General features: G+C 63.7%; 20 protein-coding genes. 14 read left to right on the forward strand and 6 right to left on the reverse strand.

The window, feature by feature from the left end; translation table 11 throughout:
• Nucleotides 1-74: 74 nt before the first annotated feature.
• Both I6F28_RS12605 and I6F28_RS12610 read right to left on the reverse strand, forming a co-directional pair.
• Entirely contained in the window at nt 75-461 is a 387-nt protein-coding gene (locus I6F28_RS12605; protein WP_225140024.1) for a nuclear transport factor 2 family protein, read from the reverse strand.
• A 17-nt stretch (nt 462-478) separates the two neighbouring features.
• Nucleotides 479-2,155, reverse strand: a complete 1,677-nt coding sequence (locus tag I6F28_RS12610; protein WP_036009979.1) for a glutamine--tRNA ligase/YqeY domain fusion protein — start codon at nt 2,153-2,155, stop codon at nt 479-481.
• Nucleotides 2,156-2,320: 165 nt separating this feature from the next.
• Between I6F28_RS12610 and gltX the strand changes: the two genes are divergently transcribed.
• From gltX to I6F28_RS12655, 9 genes are all read left to right on the forward strand, one after another.
• The gene (gene gltX, locus I6F28_RS12615) at nt 2,321-3,748 is read left to right on the forward strand and encodes a glutamate--tRNA ligase (protein ID WP_225125209.1); all 1,428 of its coding nucleotides are present in this window, start codon (nt 2,321-2,323) and stop codon (nt 3,746-3,748) included.
• A 144-nt stretch (nt 3,749-3,892) separates the two neighbouring features.
• The gene (gltA, locus tag I6F28_RS12620) at nt 3,893-5,194 is read left to right on the forward strand and encodes a citrate synthase (RefSeq protein ID WP_036009984.1); all 1,302 of its coding nucleotides are present in this window, start codon (nt 3,893-3,895) and stop codon (nt 5,192-5,194) included.
• 177 nt (nt 5,195-5,371) lie between these two features.
• Nucleotides 5,372-6,550 (forward strand): ROK family transcriptional regulator, encoded by a 1,179-nt coding sequence (locus tag I6F28_RS12625; RefSeq protein WP_193375100.1) that lies wholly within the window; start codon nt 5,372-5,374, stop codon nt 6,548-6,550.
• 60 nt (nt 6,551-6,610) lie between these two features.
• Nucleotides 6,611-7,897, forward strand: a complete 1,287-nt coding sequence (locus tag I6F28_RS12630; protein ID WP_225140025.1) for an ABC transporter substrate-binding protein — start codon at nt 6,611-6,613, stop codon at nt 7,895-7,897.
• A 14-nt stretch (nt 7,898-7,911) separates the two neighbouring features.
• Nucleotides 7,912-8,817: a carbohydrate ABC transporter permease gene (locus I6F28_RS12635; protein ID WP_370143401.1), complete on the forward strand. Its 906-nt coding sequence runs from the start codon at nt 7,912-7,914 to the stop codon at nt 8,815-8,817.
• The gene (locus I6F28_RS12640; RefSeq protein ID WP_036010046.1) at nt 8,810-9,667 is read left to right on the forward strand and encodes a carbohydrate ABC transporter permease; all 858 of its coding nucleotides are present in this window, start codon (nt 8,810-8,812) and stop codon (nt 9,665-9,667) included. The genes I6F28_RS12635 and I6F28_RS12640 overlap by 8 nt, the downstream gene beginning before the upstream one ends.
• A gap of 10 nt (nt 9,668-9,677) precedes the next feature.
• Entirely contained in the window at nt 9,678-10,787 is a 1,110-nt protein-coding gene (locus I6F28_RS12645; RefSeq protein WP_225140027.1) for an ABC transporter ATP-binding protein, read from the forward strand.
• Nucleotides 10,784-11,551 carry an SDR family NAD(P)-dependent oxidoreductase gene (locus I6F28_RS12650; RefSeq protein ID WP_225140028.1) on the forward strand — a complete coding sequence of 256 codons (768 nt, stop codon included), beginning with the start codon at nt 10,784-10,786 and terminating at the stop codon, nt 11,549-11,551. The genes I6F28_RS12645 and I6F28_RS12650 overlap by 4 nt, the downstream gene beginning before the upstream one ends.
• Nucleotides 11,552-11,681: 130 nt before the next feature.
• Nucleotides 11,682-11,999 (forward strand): hypothetical protein, encoded by a 318-nt coding sequence (locus I6F28_RS12655; protein ID WP_156447357.1) that lies wholly within the window; start codon nt 11,682-11,684, stop codon nt 11,997-11,999.
• 311 nt (nt 12,000-12,310) lie between these two features.
• Here I6F28_RS12655 and I6F28_RS12660 read toward each other — a convergent pair whose 3' ends face one another.
• Nucleotides 12,311-12,973 (reverse strand): phytochelatin synthase family protein, encoded by a 663-nt coding sequence (locus I6F28_RS12660; RefSeq protein WP_057030485.1) that lies wholly within the window; start codon nt 12,971-12,973, stop codon nt 12,311-12,313.
• Nucleotides 12,974-13,231: 258 nt separating this feature from the next.
• On the opposite strand from I6F28_RS12660, the gene I6F28_RS12665 reads away from it, so the two are divergent.
• From I6F28_RS12665 to I6F28_RS12685, 5 genes are all read left to right on the forward strand, one after another.
• A complete protein-coding gene (locus I6F28_RS12665) occupies nt 13,232-13,447 on the forward strand; it encodes a dodecin family protein (RefSeq protein WP_035699963.1) in 216 nt (71 codons plus the stop codon).
• A 157-nt stretch (nt 13,448-13,604) separates the two neighbouring features.
• Nucleotides 13,605-13,916, forward strand: coding sequence for a hypothetical protein (locus I6F28_RS12670; RefSeq protein ID WP_036009997.1), 312 nt, complete (start codon nt 13,605-13,607; stop codon nt 13,914-13,916).
• 97 nt (nt 13,917-14,013) lie between these two features.
• Nucleotides 14,014-14,265 (forward strand): hypothetical protein, encoded by a 252-nt coding sequence (locus I6F28_RS12675; RefSeq protein ID WP_225140029.1) that lies wholly within the window; start codon nt 14,014-14,016, stop codon nt 14,263-14,265.
• A 39-nt stretch (nt 14,266-14,304) separates the two neighbouring features.
• Nucleotides 14,305-14,631 (forward strand): GcrA family cell cycle regulator, encoded by a 327-nt coding sequence (locus I6F28_RS12680; protein ID WP_036010004.1) that lies wholly within the window; start codon nt 14,305-14,307, stop codon nt 14,629-14,631.
• A gap of 306 nt (nt 14,632-14,937) precedes the next feature.
• A complete protein-coding gene (locus I6F28_RS12685) occupies nt 14,938-16,473 on the forward strand; it encodes a PAS domain S-box protein (protein WP_225140030.1) in 1,536 nt (511 codons plus the stop codon).
• A 113-nt stretch (nt 16,474-16,586) separates the two neighbouring features.
• Here the strand turns inward: I6F28_RS12685 and lpxB are convergent, their stop codons facing one another.
• From lpxB to lpxA, 3 genes are read right to left on the reverse strand one after another with little or no spacing between them, the layout of a single operon-like run.
• A complete protein-coding gene (gene lpxB / locus I6F28_RS12690) occupies nt 16,587-17,765 on the reverse strand; it encodes a lipid-A-disaccharide synthase (protein WP_225140031.1) in 1,179 nt (392 codons plus the stop codon).
• Nucleotides 17,765-18,634 (reverse strand): LpxI family protein, encoded by an 870-nt coding sequence (gene lpxI, locus I6F28_RS12695; RefSeq protein WP_036025237.1) that lies wholly within the window; start codon nt 18,632-18,634, stop codon nt 17,765-17,767. The genes lpxB and lpxI overlap by 1 nt, the downstream gene beginning before the upstream one ends.
• Before the next feature lie 29 nt (nt 18,635-18,663).
• Complete coding sequence (lpxA, locus tag I6F28_RS12700; protein ID WP_036025239.1) at nt 18,664-19,455, reverse strand: acyl-ACP--UDP-N-acetylglucosamine O-acyltransferase; 792 nt, start codon at nt 19,453-19,455, stop codon at nt 18,664-18,666.
• Nucleotides 19,456-19,515: the final 60 nt, after the last annotated feature.

Consider the following 19,515-nt stretch of genomic DNA (forward strand, 5'->3'; position numbering starts at 1 on the left):
CGGCTGCACGAATAGCGGTACGGATCGGGAACAGGCGAAGAGCGCCCTACTTTTCTCCGGGCTGGCGCCCGTTGCTAGATCAGCGGCGCCTGCGAGGAGGCGTGGTGATTGACGATCTTCCACTCGCCGTCCTCGCGGATGATGACCCAGCTCATCTTGACGACGAGATCATCCCGCTCGCCCGCGAGATCGAACGTGATGGTCGCGGCCATGTTGATCAGATCAGGGCCGGCCTGCGCGGCGTGCACGTCGGAGAAGGTCGCGCTCGGCCTCCCCCAGCGCGGCAGGCCGTTGAAATAGTCGGCGACGCCATCTCGGCCGCGATAGAGCTTCGGATTGGAGCCGAAGAAGAACGCGTTCCTCGCATAGAGCGAGGACAGCGCGGCCGCATCGAGCGCCGCGAAGCCGGCGCACCATTTCGCGATGATGGCGGAAACGATGGCGTCGGCCTCGCTGCTCATGTCCTGCTCAGCCCTTCTCAACCCTTGGCGACTTCCTTCGCGAACGTGTCGCGCAGACCGATCGTGCGCGAGAACACCGGCTTGCCGGGCGTCGAGTCCTTGTCACGCACGAAATAGCCCTGGCGCTCGAACTGCATCGGCTCGGTCGAATTGCTCTCCGCAACGGACGCCTCGACCCGCGCATCGGCGAGGATCTCCAGCGAGTTCGGGTTGAGATCGGTCGCGAAGTTCGAGGCATCCGGGCTCGGATTGGCGAACAGCTGGTTGTAGATGCGGATCTCCGCCGGCTTGGAGGCCGCCGCCGGCAGCCAGTGCATGGTCGCCTTGACCTTGCGGCCGTCGGGCGCGTTGCCGCCCTTGGTCGCGGGATCATAGGTGCAGCGCAGCTCCACCACCTCACCCTTGTCGTTCTTGATCACGCCGGTACACTTGACGAAATAGGCATAGCGCAGCCGCACCTCGTTGCCAGGCGACAGGCGGAAGAACTTCTTCGGCGGGTTCTCCATGAAGTCGTCCTGCTCGATATAGAGCTCACGGCCGAACGTGATCTTCCGCGTGCCGGCCGAGGGATCGTCGGGATGATTGATCGCCTCGAGCTCCTCGGTCTGCCCTTCCGGATAATTCTCGATCACCACCTTGAGCGGCTTCAAGACCGCCATGCGCCGCTGCGCCGTGCGGTTCAGCTCCTCGCGGATGCAGAACTCCAGCATGCCGACATCGACCACGCTGTTGGCTTTGGCGACGCCGATGCGCTTGACGAACTCGCGAAGTGCAGCCGGCGGCACGCCGCGGCGACGCATGCCCGCCATGGTCGGCATGCGCGGATCGTCCCAGCCCGCGACATGGCCGTCGCGGACGAGCTGGGTCAGCACGCGCTTGGACAGCAGCGTATAGGTGAGATTCAGCCGCGCGAATTCGTACTGATGCGGCTGTGAGGGCACCGGCAGCTTCTCGATGAACCAGTCGTAGAGCGGTCGGTGGTCCTCGAACTCCAGCGTGCAGATCGAATGCGTGATGCCTTCGATGGCATCCGACTGGCCGTGGGCATAGTCGTAGCTCGGGTAGATGCACCATGCGTTGCCGGTGCGCGGATGGTGCGCATGCAGGATGCGGTACAGCACTGGGTCGCGCAGATTGATGTTGCCCGCGGCCATGTCGATCTTGGCCCGCAGCACGCGCGCGCCGTTGGGGAATTCGCCCGCCTTCATGCGGCGGAACAGGTCGAGGTTCTCCTCCACGGAGCGTTCGCGGAACGGCGAATTCTTGCCGGGCTCGGTCAACGTGCCGCGCGAGAGGCGGATCTCCTCCTGGGTCTGGTCGTCGACATAAGCGAGGCCGTCGCGGATCAGCTGCTCCGCCCATTCGTACAGGCGGTCGAAATAGTCCGAGGCGAAGAACAGGTTCTTGCCCCAGTCAAAGCCGAGCCAGCGCACGTCGGCCTGGATTGAATCGATATATTCCTGCTCTTCCTTGACCGGGTTGGTGTCGTCGAAGCGCAGGTGGCAGCGGCCCGGAAACTCCTGGGCGACGCCGAAGTTGAGTGCGATCGACTTGGCGTGGCCGATATGCAAGTAGCCGTTCGGCTCCGGCGGGAACCGGGTCACAATCTCCTTGTATTTGCCCTGATCGAGGTCGGCCTGGATGATGTCACGAATGAAATCGCGCCCAACCTCAGCTGCCACCGGTTCTGTCATTACGAAAATCCTGTAGGGAAATCAGCGGTCCTTCTGCCAAATTCGCGTGGCCGCGCCAAGAGCTTACAAGAGCTTAAGCAAGGCCTGCCGGGTCCGCCGTCGCCCTTTAGTTATGTCCCGTTCCTGCTATACACCACCGCCTCCAATGCATAGGCCCTGCCAAGAATGTCCGATTCCGTCGTCACGCGCTTCGCTCCCTCGCCGACCGGCTTCCTCCATATCGGGGGCGCCCGCACGGCGCTGTTCAACTGGCTCTATGCCAAGAAGCACGGCGGCAAGATGCTGCTGCGGATCGAGGACACCGACCGGGAACGCTCCACGGAAGCGGCGATCGGCGCCATCCTCGACGGGTTGAAGTGGCTCGAGCTCGGCTGGGACGGCGAGGTCATCTACCAGTTCGCCCGCGCCGCCCGGCACCGCGAGGTCGCCGAGCAGCTGCTCGCCGATGGCAAGGCCTACCGTTGCTACGCCACCGCCGAAGAGCTCGCCGCCATGCGCGAGAAGGCGCGCAGCGAGGGGCGCACCCGCCTCTATGACGGCATGTGGCGCGACCGCGACGCGGCCACGGCGCCGAGCCACGTCAAGCCCACCATCCGCCTGCGCGCGCCGCAGACCGGCGAGACCGTGATCGAGGACCAGGTCCAGGGCCGCGTGGTCTGGCAGAACGAGAACCTCGACGATCTCGTCCTGCTGCGCGGCGACGGCAACCCGACCTACATGCTCGCCGTGGTGGTCGACGACCACGACATGGGCGTCACCCATGTGATCCGCGGCGACGACCACCTGATCAACGCCGCCCGCCAGAAGCAGATCTACGATGCGATGGGCTGGGAGCTGCCCAGCATGTCCCATATCCCGCTGATCCACGGCCCGGACGGCTCGAAACTCTCCAAGCGGCACGGCGCGCTCGGCGTCGATGCCTACCGCGCGATGGGGTACCTGCCGGCTGCGCTGCGCAACTACCTGGTCCGGCTCGGCTGGAGCCACGGCGACCAGGAGATCTTCTCGACCGAGGAGATGATCGACGCGTTCGATCTCGGCAGCGTCGGCCGCGCCGCCGCCCGCTTCGATTTCGCCAAGCTGGAAAACCTCAACGGCCACTACATCCGCCACGCCGACGATCAATCGCTCGTGAAGATGTTCGAGGACGTGCTCGACCACGTCGTGCCGAGCCGCGACGAGATCAAGGCCAAGTTAAACGACACCACGCGCGCGCAGCTGCTCAAGGCCATGCCGGCGCTCAAGGAGCGCGCCAAGACATTGATCGAGCTGATCGACGGCGCCCATTTCATCTTCGCCGACCGGCCGCTGGCGCCGGATCCCAAGGCGCAGGCGCTGTTGACGCCCGAGAACCGCAAGCTGATCGGCCAGCTACATTCCGCGCTGGAGAAAGTCGAGACGTGGAGCGGCGCCACCACCGAGGCCGCGCTGCGCGCCTTTGCCGAGGAAAATAGTCTCAAGCTCGGCGCGGTCGCCCAGCCGCTTCGGGCGGCGCTCACCGGACGGACGACGTCCCCTGGTATATTTGAGGTTTTGGAGGTGCTTGGACGCCAGGAAAGCCTCGGCCGGCTTAGGGATCAGTCTACGACGTAAGTCGACCATGCGTGCGGCGATCTTGCAGCGCACATAGCAATAATATACCCATCTCCCCCACATTCTGGAACATCCGGCCTGCCCCCATGGTCGCCCTGGGGGTCTCCGGCTCCGGCCCGTCTCACCACACATCGGGGACCTCTGATGGACGCAAAAGAAAGCCCAAAGACCGCGACGCTGACGGTCGGAAACAAGAATTTCGATCTTCCGATCCTCAGCGGCAGCGTCGGGCCTGACGTCATCGATATCGGCAAGCTCTACGGCCAGTCCGGCCTGTTCACCTACGATCCGGGCTTTACCTCGACCGCGAGCTGCCAGTCCAAGATCACCTATATCGACGGCGACGCGGGCGTGCTGGAATACCGCGGCTACCCGATCGAGCAGCTCGCCGAGCATGGCGACTTCCTGGAGACCTGCTACCTCCTGCTCTACGGCAACCTGCCGACCGCCGCGCAGAAGAAGGATTTCGACTACCGCGTGACCCATCACACGATGGTGCACGAGCAGATGGCCCGTTTCTTCCAGGGCTTCCGCCGCGACGCCCATCCGATGGCGATCATGGTCGCGGCCGTCGGCGCGCTGGCCGCGTTCTATCACGATAGCACCGACATCAACGATCCGAAGCAGCGCATGATCGCCTCGATGCGCATGATCGCGAAGATCCCGACGCTGGCTGCGATGGCCTACAAATACACCGTCGGCCAGCCCTTCGTTTATCCGAAGAACTCGCTCGGCTTTGCCGAGAACTTCCTGAACATGTGCTTCGCGGTGCCTTGCGAAGACTACAAGGTCAGCCCGGTGCTCGCCGACGCGCTGGAGAAGATCTTCATCCTGCACGCCGACCACGAGCAGAACGCCTCGACCTCGACGGTGCGCATCGCCGGCTCCTCGGGCGCCAACCCGTTCGCCTGCATCGCGGCCGGCATCGCCTGCCTCTGGGGCCCGGCCCATGGCGGCGCCAACGAAGCCGCGCTGAACATGCTCTATCAGATCGGCACGGTCGACAAGATCCCCGAGTTCATCGCCAAGGTGAAGGACAAGAATTCCGAAGTCCGCCTGATGGGCTTCGGCCACCGGGTCTACAAGAACTACGATCCGCGCGCCAAGATCATGCAGAAGATGTGTCATGCCGTGCTCAAGGAGACCGGCCATGGCGACGATCCGATGCTGAAGGTGGCGATGGAGCTCGAGAAGATCGCGCTCAGCGACCAGTACTTCATCGACCGCAAGCTCTACCCGAACGTGGACTTCTATTCGGGCATCACGCTGAAGGCGATGGGCTTCCCGGTCTCGATGTTCACCGTGCTGTTCGCGGTCGCCCGCACCGTCGGCTGGATCAGCCAGTGGAGCGAGATGATCGAGGATCCCCAGCAGAAGATCGGCCGCCCGCGCCAGCTCTACACCGGCGTCGCCAAGCGCGATTACGTGCCGATCGACAAGCGCTAACGTCAGGCCATCACGCTTTCGCAGCGGCGCCATCGCAAGATGGCGCCGTTTTGTTTTGCGCCCGCACTTTCCTCGTGCTGCCGCGCACAACAACAAGTCCATGCTCACGGCGGCAAGCGCCTTGACAGCCGAAATGCTCCGCGCGCATTCTTACTCTAAGTAAGAATGACGACAGGGATGGAAATGCCGGAGCAGCCGAGAAGTCGGCGGCAGACGCGCGCTGCCATTTTGACTCATCTGCTTCAGTCGGGCGGCTCGTTTCGTCCGCCGCTGGCGAAGGCCGTGCGTCTGTCGGAAGCGAGCCTGTCGCGCATCCTGCTTGACCTGAAGGCCGAAGGCCTGATCGAGGAAGTGCGGCGCCCTGCCCCTTACGTCGGCGGCCCGACCGGTCTCGTGTCGCTGGACGGCGCGGTGGCGCTGGCAGCCTTCGAGCTGACGACGCAGCGGCTCAGCGTCGGGGTCGGCGGCCTGTCGGGTGAGCTGCACTACACCGAGCGTGTGCCGCTCCCGAAGACGCCTGACGTCGAGACCGTCGGCCGGGCATTTCGCGAAGCGATGACGTTGTTGCGCGACTGGACGCGGCGCCGCCGGATCACCCTCTCGCAGATCGGCGTCTCGATTCCCGGCCTCGGCCGTCTCAGCATATCGGCCAATCCGATCATTCCCTGCGACGTCGCTCGCATCAGCGACATGTTCGGCGAGATGTTCGCCGGCGTGCCGCTCGAATTCACCAATTCGGTCGTCGCGCATGCCACCTTTCACCGCTGCCGCACGGAAAACTACCCGTTCAACGACACGCATCTGTTCGTGCTCGTCAGCCACGGCGTCGCCGGCGCCTGGATGGATGATCCGGCCGAGACCGATGCTCTGCAGCCGATCGAGCTCGGCCACATGGTGTTCGGGCCTGACGGACCGCGCTGCCGCTGCGGACATCACGGCTGCGTCGAGGCCTATACGTCGATTCCCGCGCTGGCTGCGCTTCTCGGCGTTTCCGAGACCGAGCTGCTCCAGCTCGGCAACGAATGGGTCAACACGGTCCCGATCTCATCGCGCGTGCGGCAGGATTTGCGCCGTCGGCTGTTCCGGCTCGGCCTTGCGATCGGCAATACGCTGAACGTCAAGCCGTGCGGCGGCGTTGCGATCAGCGGCTGGCCGTCGCTTCTCGCTGAAGAGGATCGGCAAGCACTGGTCGATGGCATCGACGCCTGCCTGCTGGGCGGACGCAAACTGGCGCAGGTCTCCCTCGCCTTCGTGCCGCCGTCGACCGGCAACGATCCGCAGGCTGCGCTCGCCTTCGCCGCCTTTTGTCTCGCCAGCCGTGGCGGCATGCCCGCGGCATCGACGGAGGCGGCCTGACATGCGCTGAGCCCAAACGGCCTATAAAGCGCGAAAGATTTCACACCGGGAGGAACTGCCATGCCGATCACAACAACAAGGCGTCGTCTGCTCGCTGGCTCCGCTGCCGCGCTCGCATTTCCGCACCTTGCCCGCGCGCAAGGCGCGGCCAAGCCGCGACTGACCGCGATCTCGCAATGGTCGGCGGGCAGCGACGGGGCGGCCATTACGGCGCTCGGCAAGAAATTCGAGGAGAAGGGCGGCGTTTGGCAGCACTCGCCCGTCCCCGGCTTCACCACCGAGATGATGAACAAGCTGCGCGCGCAGATCATGGCCGGCGATCCGCCGGCTTGCTCGCAGCTCAAGGGGCCCGAGATTGCGGCCTGGTCGAAGATTGCGCCCACCGTCAATCTCGATGCCCTCGTCGCGGCCGCCGGCTACGAGAAGGTCGTCGCTCCGGACCTTGCAAAGCTGCACAAGCCCGGCGGCAAATGGATTGCGCTGCCGCTACAGATCTACAGCACCAACATGCTCTTCCTGTCCAAGCGCGCGATGGACAAGGCGAAGGCGGACAAGGTCCCCGTCACCTGGGCCGACTTCAACGACCTCGCCGAAAAGATGAAGGCGGGCGGAGTCGCCTCTCCTATCGCCAATGGCGGCACCCGCCCGGACGACGGACAGAAATTCGAGGCGGCTCTCGCGGGCATCAGTCCGCTCGCCTATCGCGCGGCCATCATGAATCTCGAGAAGAAGGCCCTCGAGGGTCCGGAGATCAAGGCCGCGTTCGCCCAGGTGCGCAAGATCGCCGACTGGATGGACCCCAACGTCGGCGCCCAGCATTTCTCGACCAACCTGAAGCGCTTCATCGACGGCGACATGGGCATGATGATCATGGGCGGATGGGCGCAGGGCGTATTGCGCAATGCCGGCTTCAAGCTCGAGGACTTCATGATTGCGCCAGGCCCGAGCGACAACGGCAAGCCGGTCTTCCTGTTGAATGCCGACGCCTTCATCTTCTGGCAGCGCAAGGAGGCGGACCTGCAAGCCGGCCAGACCCTGATGGCTCAGCTCGTCATGGATCCGGCGATCCAGACCATGTACTCGCAGATCACCGGCTCCATCCCCGTGCGCACTGACGTCGATCTAACAGGCGAAGGCTGGTCGGAGGGGCAACGAACAACCTCGAAGGCCTTGAAGGAGGCCATCGCCAGCAATCAGGCCGTCCTCAGCATGGCGCACAACATGGCGCAGGAAAACGGAATGACCGCGGCGATGATCGACGTAATCACGGAGTACGTGAAGAACAAGACGATCAAGCCGGAGCAGGCGGCCACCCGCCTCGCCGAGGCCGTCGAGGGCGCGCGTTGAGCAATGCCGCCACGATGAGACCGGGCCGGCCGGCGCTTCCCGAATGGGTGCGCCGGCTGCCCGAATATCTGACGATCTGGGTGCCGCTGCTGCTGTCGGCGGCGCACCTCGTCTCGTTTTCGCTCTGGACGATTTGGATCTCGTTCACGCCGTCCACCCTCGTTCCCGTTGCGGGCTGGGTCGGCTTGCGCAACTACACGGCGGTCACGGCATCGCGCAACTGGCAAATCGCCTTCGACAATTTGCTGCTGTTCGGCAGCGCTTTCGTGCTGCTGAGCGCAGCGACCGGCCTCATCCTCGCGATCCTGCTCGATCAGCGCATTCGTGGCGAGAACGTGCTGCGCTCCATCTTCCTCTATCCCCTGGCGGTGTCCTTCGTGGTCACCGGCACGGTCTGGAGCTGGCTGCTCAATCCCGGTCTCGGGATCCAGAAGCTGGTGCACGACCTCGGCTGGACCTCCTTTAAGTTCGACTGGCTGATCGACCGCGACATGGCGATCTGGACCATTGTCATCGCCGCGATCTGGCAATCCTGCGGCTTTTCCATGGCGCTGTTCCTTGCCGGCCTTCGCTCGGTCGATCCCGACATCATCAAGGCCGCGCAGATCGACGGCGCGGGACCGGTCCGAACCTACCGGCGTATCATCCTGCCGTCGCTGTGGCCGATCACGGTCACCGTCGTGGTGATCCAGTTGCAGTTCGCGATCTCGACCTTCGACCTCGTGCGCGCGCTCACCAACGGCGGACCGGGAATCGCGACCCAGCTGCCGGCACTCGTCGTCTACGACCTGATGTTCCAGCGCAGCCTGCTCGGCCGCGGCGCGGCGGCGGCCGTGCTGATGTTGCTCATTCTTCTCGCGGTGCTGCTGCCCTACGCGGCGTGGCGATACATCCAGCGACGGCGAGGCGCCCATGCCTGACCGCAGCTTCGCACCGACCCGGATCCTGATCTATCTCGCCGTCTTCTTGATCGCCGCGGCCTGGCTCGCGCCGCTCGTGGTCGTGGTGCTGAACTCGCTGCGGACCAACGAGGAGATCGCGCAGGGATCGATGATCGGCTGGCCGCAGCATCTGGCCTGGAGCAACTACGCCGCAGCCTGGAGCGGCTTCTGTGTCGCCGAGACCTGCGCCGGCATCCGGCCCTACATGCTGAACTCCGCGCTGGTCACGATTCCCGCCACGATCTTCTCCACCCTGCTCGGCGCAATCGCCGGTTACGCCGTGTCGCTCTGGCGTTTTCGCGGCGACAACTGGATCTACGGCATCGTGACGCTGGGCCTGTTCCTCCCCCAGCAGATGCGCCTGTTGCCCTGGACCATCGTGCTGCGGGACGTCGGCCTCATCAACACCCTGACCGGCCTCGTGCTGATTCACACCATTCAGGGGCTCTCATTCACCACGCTGTTCTGCCGGAATTATTATGTCGCCATTCCCCATGAACTGATCAGGGCCGCCCGCATCGACGGCGCCGGCTTCTTCCGCATCTTCTGGCGCATCATCCTGCCGCTCTCAGGTCCCATCCTGATCGTCACGGTGATCTGGCAGTTCACCCATATCTGGAACGAGTTCCTCTATGGCGTGACGTTCACCACCGGCCAGCAGCAGCCCGTCACCGCAGCGCTTATCGCGCTGTCCGCCGCCGTCGCGGATATCCCGCAGCATGGCGTGCAGAGCGCAGCGGTGATCATCGCCGCGCTGCCCACGCTGTTGATCTACCTGCTCGGCGGCAAGTACTTCGTCCGCGGCCTGACTGCCGGGGCCGTGAAATGATGGAGTTGTCATGGCAGCACTGAGCATTCGCGCCCTGTCCAAGCGTTACGCCAATCTGGAGGTGCTGAAGGACATCGCGCTCGACATCGAGAGCGGCGAGTTCACCGTGCTGGTCGGCCCGTCCGGCTGCGGCAAGTCCACCCTGCTCAACATCGTCGCCGGGCTCGACCGCCCGAGCGCGGGAACGATCGAAATCGGCGGCCGCGTCGTCAATGACGTCGCGCCGAAGGACCGCGACATCGCCATGGTGTTCCAATCCTACGCGCTCTATCCCTCGATGACCGTGCGCCAGAACATCACCTTCGGCATGGAATGCCGTCACGTTCCCAAAGCAGAGCAGGACGCTGCGGTCGGCAATGTCGCAAAACTGCTCCAGATCGAGCCGCTGCTCGGCCGCAAGCCCTCGCAATTGTCCGGCGGCCAGCGCCAGCGCGTGGCGATGGGACGCGCGCTGGTGCGCAATCCCCTGCTCTTCCTGTTCGACGAACCGCTCTCCAATCTCGATGCCAAGCTGCGCGTCGAGATGCGGATGGAGATCAAGCGCCTGCATCAGCGCATCGGCGCCACCATCATCTATGTCACCCACGACCAGATCGAGGCGATGACGATGGCGACGCGGATCGCCGTGATGCATCAGGGCAGCGTGCAGCAATTCGCCGATCCCGACACCGTGTACCGCTATCCCGCCAATCTGTTCGTCGCACGCTTCATGGGCTCGCCGCCGATGAACACCATGCCGGCGCGGCTCGAGGCCGAAAATGACGGTCCGGTCGTCGTGATCGGCGCGGGACGGCCCGACGAGCTTCGTCTGCGCCTTACGGGGTATGACGCCGCAGCACCCTTTGTCGGGCGCAAGGTGGTGTTCGGAATCAGGCCGGAATGCATCGCTGAGGGGAGCCGCACGTTTTCCAGCGAAGCGCCTGTCCTCGTCGAGGCGCCGGTGGAGCTGGTCGAGCCCACCGGCGCCGAGACGATGGTGCTCCTGCGGCTCGGCGGCGAGCCCGCGATGGCACGAGTCTCGCCGGATATCCGCCCCGCGCCCGGCACGTCCGCCGCCTTCGCGCTCGACACCCGCCGCATTTGCCTGTTCGACCCCGAGACGGAGCGCCTGATCGCATGACGAAGACGACCTATTCCAGCCTAGCCGGTAGCGTGGTGCTGATCACCGGAGGCGCCAGCGGCATCGGCGCCGCCTTCGTCCGGGCCTTCGCGGGCCAAGGCGCCCGGGTCGCCTGCTTCGACATCGATAAGGACGCCGGCGAAGCCCTGGTGCGGGAAATAGCGGCCTCGTCCGGGCCCGCGCCGCTGTTCGTGCCCTGCGATCTCCTCGACATCGATGCCCTGCGCAGCGCGATGGCAGAGGCCCGCCGCTCGCTTGGCGACGCCGCCGTTCTCGTCAACAACGCCGCCAACGATCAGCGCCAGGCTCTCGCCGAGGTCACGCCGTCCGAGTTCGACTGGATGATCGGCGTCAATCTCAAGCACGTCTTCTTCGCGGCGCAAGCGGTGGTGCCACAGATGCAGGCGCGCGGCGGCGGCTCGATCATCAACATGTCGTCGATCGCCTGGATGCGCGGCGCGCCGGCACTGCCGGTCTACGCCGCGGCGAAAGCGGCGATCGTCGGCTTCACCAACTCGCTGGCGCGCTCCGTCGGTCCCGACCGCATTCGCGTCAACGCGATCGCGCCGGGCATGGTCATCACCGAGCGCCAGCGCAGGCTGTGGTATCCGGACGATCGGGTCATCGCCGAGATACGCTCGCGCCAGGCGGTGCCCGATGCGGTAACGCCCGAAGACATTGCCAATATGGCACTGTTCCTCGCCTCCGACGAAAGCCAGCGCATCACCAGCCAGTGTTTCAGGGTTGATGGCGGACTCGCCTAGGCCGGTGCGCATAAGACCGTTCGAGTGCCCTTTCCTTGGCCCTACGTGACGTTCGACAATAGTGATTGGAACTAGGAAACCTTGGGAGGTTCGCGCGTTTAGGGGCCGGAGCAAGCCGTGGAGGAGAAGCATGCGAACAGCAATTCTCGCATTGATTGTAGTTGCCGGAAGCGCAATGAGCTTCCAAGCAACGGCCCAACAGCAAAAGGCCGCACCCAGTGAGCAAACCAAGGAGGAGATGAAGCGCGACGTGGACCGGGAGCTCAAGGCTGGCCAGCCCAACGAGCAGATGCAGCGCGATGCGGACAAAGGGATCAAGACCCGCAACTCCGGAGAGTCCGGATACGTGGCCGATCAAGACAAGCCGGCCGCTTCGGCGCATCCTCCGGGCCGACCGGGAAGTGAGCAGACCACGGGTTCGGGTGGCCAGACCGGCACTCCGAAATAGAACACTCGGCCTGCTCTGCGTCTACGGCGAGTTGCGCGGGCGCCGGAAGTGGCCAATTCACGGGTCGCATGCCGTCCCGGGTTAGCGTGTCGTCCGCCTGGTTGCCGCCCAAATGTCCTCCCGGGGTCAGTATGTCGCGCTCAGTGTACGCGTGGAGCGAGACCCCGGGGGCAAGTGGCGGGCCGTCATAGGGCGCACAAGCGCCAGTCGAGGCAAGGACGGCCTCCGCGTTCTGTCCACCGCCGATAGCCGACATCCAAGCTGCCTCAAATTATCCGGCTAAGGGACACGGTGCGACCTAGAGCGGGATGTTACTCTATGAACAGCAGTCCCCTCTTCTTATCGCCGTCAAACGTATTTACAGCGTCGAACAGCCGCTTCCGTTCGACTAGCCACGGCTGGAAATCGAAATTGACATCGAGCACGAAAACGAGGTCTTCGGCTTCGAAATAGCCCCCAATTGGGGAATGGTGTCCACTACCAGCACCAAAAATATGAGCGCGATCGAAATTCACGATGTAGCGTCGCCGCGGATCGTTGGAGCGACGGAGATGCTCCAGAAACTCGTTTTCGCTGAGATCGCGCAAGACAGTAACTTTCCGGCTGGTGTTGGACTGGGCGACGTTGGCCAGTTCGTCAAGCGTGAGCCCCATGATGCATACGCCTGTCCAGCAACTCCACGTCCCGGCCAACACCTTGCCTTCCGTCCTTGCCGCCTCGCCAAGGGACCGATACGCGTTTGCAACAGCGGCAGGTCCGCAGCGAGAGCCATTTGACTGCCAATCAACGTGTCGTTCAAATGTTGCTGCCACAGGCAGGTGCCACGCACGCTCAATAAGCTCCGGAGTACGTGTGACCGATGACGCTATGGCTTCCGATGGCACGTGCGATTGATTGACCACCAGGGCCCCGGCACACACCAGACTCAGGGCAATCACCAAGCTGCTGATGCTTACGCGGTGCCATCGCTTCATGGATCGGAACCTTGGCGGCAATGACGACTTAGGCGCGCAAAATTATACTCGGAAGCCGGAGAGCGCGAAGAAGATACCTGTCCGCGTTCGTTCGGGCTGAAAATGCGAACATAATTTCCGACAGGACGACCCGAGTTCTTCTTTTGGGTCGAACAGGAAAGTGACAGCCAATCGGACCCTTTCCGCGGCATCCCGAGATGTATCAGCGTCGAGATCCCAGTGCTAGACTTCCTGCTCCTAGCGATTGGGAGGACGAACATGCCCGATAGCGTCTACAAGGTCATTGAACTGGTCGGTACCAGCAGCGACTCATGGGAGAAGGCGGCCGCTAACGCAGTCGAGCAAGCTGCTAAATCTCTCCGAGATCTCCGCATTGCAGAGGTCGTCAAGCTCGATATGCAACTGGATGACAAGGGAAAAGTTGAGGCCTATCGCGCCAAGCTCAACGTATCGTTCAAGTTCGAGGGCTCCTGAGCCTCAGCACCTCGCCGCTTCGGGCGAGGACGGCTCATTGGACAGGCGCGTTGCGGTCCGCCAGCCGGACGCTGTGGCCCATCCCGGAAGTTGGCACTAGTCCGAGCGGGACCGAAATGCTTTGATGCGCAGGAGCGTATGGCGCGTGGGTGGCCCCATGTACATGGTCATTCGCAAGTACAGCAAGGTTCGTTCGGTCGCGGACGCCGCTCGTCGCGCCAAGAGCGGCGTTGGTGAGATCCTAAGACAATCGCAGGGATTCAAATCTTACCATGTGCTGGATGCGGGCGACGGTGTCGGTATCGCGGTGATGATATTTGACGACCGCGAAAGCGCCAACGCAGCGAACGCCAAGATACTGGCATTTGTTCAAGCCAGTCTACCGGACCTCGAACTTGGAGTTCCTGAAATCGCTGCCGGCGAGGTTTTGGTGAACATAGAGCCCAATGGGTCCTCGGGCATCAAGTAGCCGAAAACGCTGCCTGTTGCATGGCCCGCCGCCCGTTGATCGTGCAGTCTACCCGACCTGCATCGCGTTTGCGGCGGTCGCGCCCCGACACCGGCATATGCCGGCCAAGAATCTGGCGACTGCGCAAATTTTCGAGGAGCACAATGCCATGAAGCAACACACCTCCGAAGCATTTTCCACCACAGCCAGGAAACTGCTCATGCGGATGCGCATCGTGATGCCACCCAGGGATCCTGATGAAGACGAGGAGGATGAAGACGAGGAGGACGAAGACGAGGAGGACGAAGACGAGGATGAGCAAGATGATGCCGACGAACCGGCGGTCGTGCGCGAGCCGGACGAAGACTAGACTAGCCGGTGTCTGGCAGTCGCCATTATACTATCTCTCATGGGCTGGGATGCGAAAGACATAGCGCTTCTCAAAAGGCTCTGGTCCGCGGGACAGAGCGCGGCGCAGATTGCGCGTCATCTCGGCTGCAGTCGTAACGCGGTATGCGGTATGCTGAACCGTCTGGGCCTGAAGCGCGGCCACAAGCCGCCCACAGCGCAGCCCCAGATAAGGCCGGCCCCGAAGCTGAGGCCGTCGTCGGCCGCCTGCGCCCGTCCCATCGCGCGGAGGGTGTCGCCGAGTACAGCAGAGAGGGAGCTGCCAAAGGAATTCAGCCGGCAGCAGCTTTACGCCATTCTGGCTGAGGCGGTCAGAAACACTGGTTAAGAGCTCACCACGAACGTCCTTGCCCTCCCGTCCATGTCGGCCGCGTCGTTACTTTGCAAATGAGCGTCGGCCACCCGCGAGACAGAAACAGGGCCCACCTCACACGCATACGTTGATGGAACCGGGTTTTAGCTCGCGTTGTTTCGGCTCGGGGTCGTCACAGCCACGTCGCTATAGAGAAGCCCTGTATACGGGAGTATAGTCGCCAAAGGCATATTCCCGATCGATCTTGATCGGCTCCGGGGGGACGCGATCCGGCACGAGAAATCTGTCGATTGATCCATCACGCGTGAGCAAGAGATGATCATGCAACATGCGATTGAAGTGCCGTCGGTCGCCCTCGATTCGAATGAGTGCAAGCGCCCCGAGGAGGCACTGCGCGAGAGCGAGGAGCGCTTTCGCACGCTGGTGCAATTCTCCTTCGATGTGTACTGGGAAACGGACGCGGAGCATCGCTTCATCCGCCAAGAGTTCGCCGAGACGCTTCCCGAGCCGCCGGTCTCCGAGATCGGCAGGACGCGATGGGAGGTCCCGTATCTCGAACCTGACGCAGATGGCTGGCGCAAACACCGGGAGATACTCGACGCTCACCTCCCGTTTCGCGATTTCGAGCTCGCGCGGCCGATGCCCGACGGCGGCAAGCGCTATATTTCCGTCTCTGGTCTGCCCATCTTTGACAAGACAGGGAACTTCGTGGGTTACCGAGGTGTGGGGCGCCACATCACGGAGCGCAAGCGCGCCGAACAGGCGCTGATCGAGAGCGAGGCCCGTTTTCGTACCTTCGTGGACCACGCGACCGATACGTTCATGCTGCACAGTGAAGATGGTCACGTTCTCGATGTGAATCGGAATGCCTGCGAAAGTCTCGGCTACAGCCGGACCGAACTGGTTGGGGCAACTGCGGCCTTGTTCGATCTGGAGATGGATGAAGCGACTTGGCGTCGCAACCGCGAGCGTCTCAAGGCCGGCGGCATCGCTACGCTCGAGAGGCGCTATTGCCGAAAGGATGGCACTGTGTTTCCCGTCGAAGTTCGTATGCGCGAGTTCTGCGAAGTCGGACAGTCACGAATCATTTGTCTGAGCCGCGACATCACCGAACGCAAGCGAACCGCCGAGACGTTCCGCGAGATGCAGGCTGAACTAACACACGCCAATCGCGCGGCGGCAATGGGCCAGGTCACGGCTTCGGTGACACACGAACTAAGCCAACCAATCACCGCGGTGCTCTGCGACGCAGAGGCCGCACTGAACTGGCTAGGAACACAATCTCCGAATTTCGAAAAGGCACAGCAGGCGCTCGTATCCATTGTCGCAGAAGCCAAGCGAGGCGGCGAGATTATCAGTTGGATCCGTTCCTTGATCAAGAAAGCTCCGGCGCCGAAGGAGAGCGTCGAAGTCAATGGTGCAATCCTGGACGTGATCACCATCGCCCGTAGCGAGCTGCTCAAACATGATGTCTCGATCCAGACCGACCTCGCTCCGGGCTTGCCGCTCGTGAAGGGCTATCGCGTTCAGCTGCAACAGGTGGTTCTCAATTTGATCCTCAACGCGATCGAGGCAATGAACTGCGTCGACGTTGGCGGACGAGAGATGCGGATCAGCACGGCTGCGGATGCTTCAAATCGCGTTGTTGTAGCCGTACGGGATACCGGACCTGGACTTGACGTCGCAATCGTTGACCGCCTGTTCGAGCCCTTCTACACCACCAAGCCGGACGGGACCGGCATGGGCTTGTCGATTTGCCAATCGATCATCGAGGCTCACGGAGGACGACTTTGGACTGGTGCGAATGAACCACGGGGGGCGGTGTTTCACTTTAGTCTGCCTTCGCAACAGGAGTGATCCACGTCGCTTTAGCGTAACTCACGCCTTCGCTGTTGCGTTTCTTGGCGTCTGGTCTTTGAGGGCAGCTCACGCTTTGGAGGGGGCAGCTCAAGCAGCCTTTTTGAAACACCCTAGCTCGTTCGCCGGCTCTGGCGCATCGTTGCGAGCACGATGTCGGCGGCGAGCACGCTCGGCGATGTGTTGCCGGTCGACATGATCTGATCGAGCCTGGCGAAGGCCTCGACCTGCTGCCGGCGCAGCGGAGACTCCGTCAGCACGTCCCGAAGCGCCGGCGCCAGCTTCTCCGGCGTGCATTCCTCCTGCAAATACTCGGGAATGACATCCTTGCCGATCACGAGATTGGCAAGGATCACCGAGGAGACACGGATCGCGCGTCGCAGGATGAACGCCTCGATCGCGCCGACGCGATAGGCCGTCACCATCGGAATGCCCGACAGCGCGAGCTCGAGCGTCACCGTGCCGGATTTCGCCAGCGCGGCGTGAGCGATGCGGAAGGCCGCACGCCTCTCGTTCTCGCCGATCACGATCTGAGGCTTGACCGGCCAGCTCGCGATGCCTTCGCGGATGGTGGCTTCGAGATGCGGCATGGTCGGCAGCATCAGTTCGAACGCACAGCCCTCACCCCTTAAGCGACCGAGCGTTGCGCCGAACACGTCGAGATGATGCCTGACCTCGCTGCGGCGGCTGCCGGGCAGCACCAGCAGCACCGGCGGCTCACTGTCGCGGCGCGCCTGCTCCTCCGCACTCGGCCGCAGCGAGCCCAATTGCTCAATCAGGGGATGGCCGACATAGCTGCAGGGCGGGCCGCCGAGCTTGCGGTATTCCTCGGGCTCGAACGGCAGCAGGCCGAGCACGTGGTCGACATAGCCGAGCATGGTCCGCGCCCGTCCTGGCCGCCATGCCCAGAGCTGCGGCGAGACGTAGTCGACGATCGGGATCGCGGGATTGCGCGCGCGCACGCGGCGGGCGACGCGATGGGTGAAGTCGGGGCTGTCGATGATGACGAGCACGTCGGGCGCGGCCTCGGTCACTGCGTCGGCGGTCTGCCGGATCAGCCGCAGGATCTTCGGCAATTGCTGCACCACCGCGGCAAACCCGACGATCGAGAGCTCCTCGATCGGAAACAGCGATTCCAGGCCCTCGCGCGCCATAGTGCGGCCGCCGACGCCGACGAACTGCACGCCGTCGCCGAGGCGCTGGCGCAGCACCTTCATCAAGGCGCTGCCGAGCCTGTCGCCGGACTCCTCCGTCGCGATCAGGAAGATCTTCCGCTTGGGATCACGCGACATCACGCGGGCAGGCCGATGACGAAGAGATATTTGGCATCGGCAAGCGCGATCATCGTCTGCGGCTCGGCGGCGATGGTGTTGCCCGCGATGACGGCGATGCCGGCAAGGCCGGCAGCCGCGACGCCCTCGATGGTGCGCGGACCGATCGTCGGCAGGTCGAAGCGCAGGTCCTGGCCGCTCTTCGGCGCCTTCACCAGCACACCGCGTCCGGTGGCGGCGCGGATGCGGCCCTCCTCGCGCAGCCTCGCGACGCGGGCGAGCAGCGCGTCGGTGCCCTCGATGTCCTCGACCGCCACCACGTGGCCATCGATCACGACCACGGCCTGGCCGATGTCGAACGGGCCGAGCGCGGTCAGCACCGCCCGGCCGCGTGCGATGTCGGCCTTGCTGGCATCGCTCGGCCAGGCGCGGCTGATGCAGCCCTCGGGCATCAGGAGATCCGGCGCGACGTCCTTGATGCCGACCATCCGGAAGCCGTCCTGCTCGAGGATGCGGCCCACACCCGACAGCAAATGATCGTCGCCGCCACGGAAGGCGCGGATGACGTTGCCGAGCAGGCGCAGCGTCGTGAAGTCGAACCGGATCTCGGACAGCGAAGGCCGCACCAACGTGCCGATGAAGATCAGGTCGCGGCAGCCCTCCTCGCGGAACAGCCGCATCGCGCGTCCGAGCTGGCCGACGGAGATCCAGCGATGCCGGTACTTCTCCACCCGCTGGGGATCGCAGGCCCCGCGTAGCGGAAACAGCACCGGCGTGATGCCGTGCGCGGCGAGCGACTCGGCGACCGCAAACGGCATGGCTCCGCCCCCGGCGACGATGCCGACCGGTGACGAAACCTGCAAAGCCGCCGATGTCGTGCCCGCGGCCATCCCAAGATCACTCCAAGATCATTTCAAGATCACTTCGCGATGGCGGGAAGACAGAGCGGGCGCTTGCCCTTGCCAATGAAGTCGAGGATTTCGGCGATCGCGGGGTCCTCGCCCGCGAGCGGCCGCGCCGCCTCCAGCCGCTCGGCGAAGGTGCCGGCGCCATGGAATAGCTTCTGGTAGAACGCACGCACGGTGGCAAGCCGCTGCTTGGTGAACTTGCGACGCTTCATGCCGATCAGATTGAGGCCTTCGAGCACGGCATATTGGCCGTTGACGAGACCGAACGGAATGATGTCGTCGCGCACGCCACACACGCCGCCGACCATGACCTGCGGTCCGATACGGGTGAACTGATGCACGGCGGACAGCCCGCCGATGAAGACGAAGTCGCCGATCTCGCAATGGCCGCCGAGCGTTGCCGAGGTCGCGAAGATCACGTCGTTGCCGAGATGGCAGTCGTGGCCGACGTGGCTGCAGTTCATGAAATAGCCGCGGTCGCCAACCGAGGTGACGCCCCCGCCAGCGACGGTACCCGCGTTCATGGTGACGGATTCGCGGATGGTACAGCCCGCGCCGATCCTGAGCTGCGTCAGCTCGCCACGATAGCTGAGCGATTGCGGCGGCGTGCCCAGCGAAGCGAACGGATAGATGGTGCAGTCGTCGCCGATCGTGGTTTGCGCCGTGATGTGCACATGCCCGATCAGCTTGCAGTTCGCGCCGATGACGACGTTCGGGCCGATGATGCAATAGGGTCCGATCTCGGTGCCCTCGCCGATCACGGCGCCGTCCGCGATCCGCGCGGTGGGATCAATCTTGCTCATCAAGCCAATCTTACTCGTCAAGAAGGTCGGGTTATGTATTGAAGTCGCTCGGTTTTCGGC

The sequence above is a fragment of the Bradyrhizobium sp. NBAIM14 genome (assembly GCF_020193895.1).
Lineage (GTDB): Bacteria > Pseudomonadota > Alphaproteobacteria > Rhizobiales > Xanthobacteraceae > Bradyrhizobium > Bradyrhizobium yuanmingense.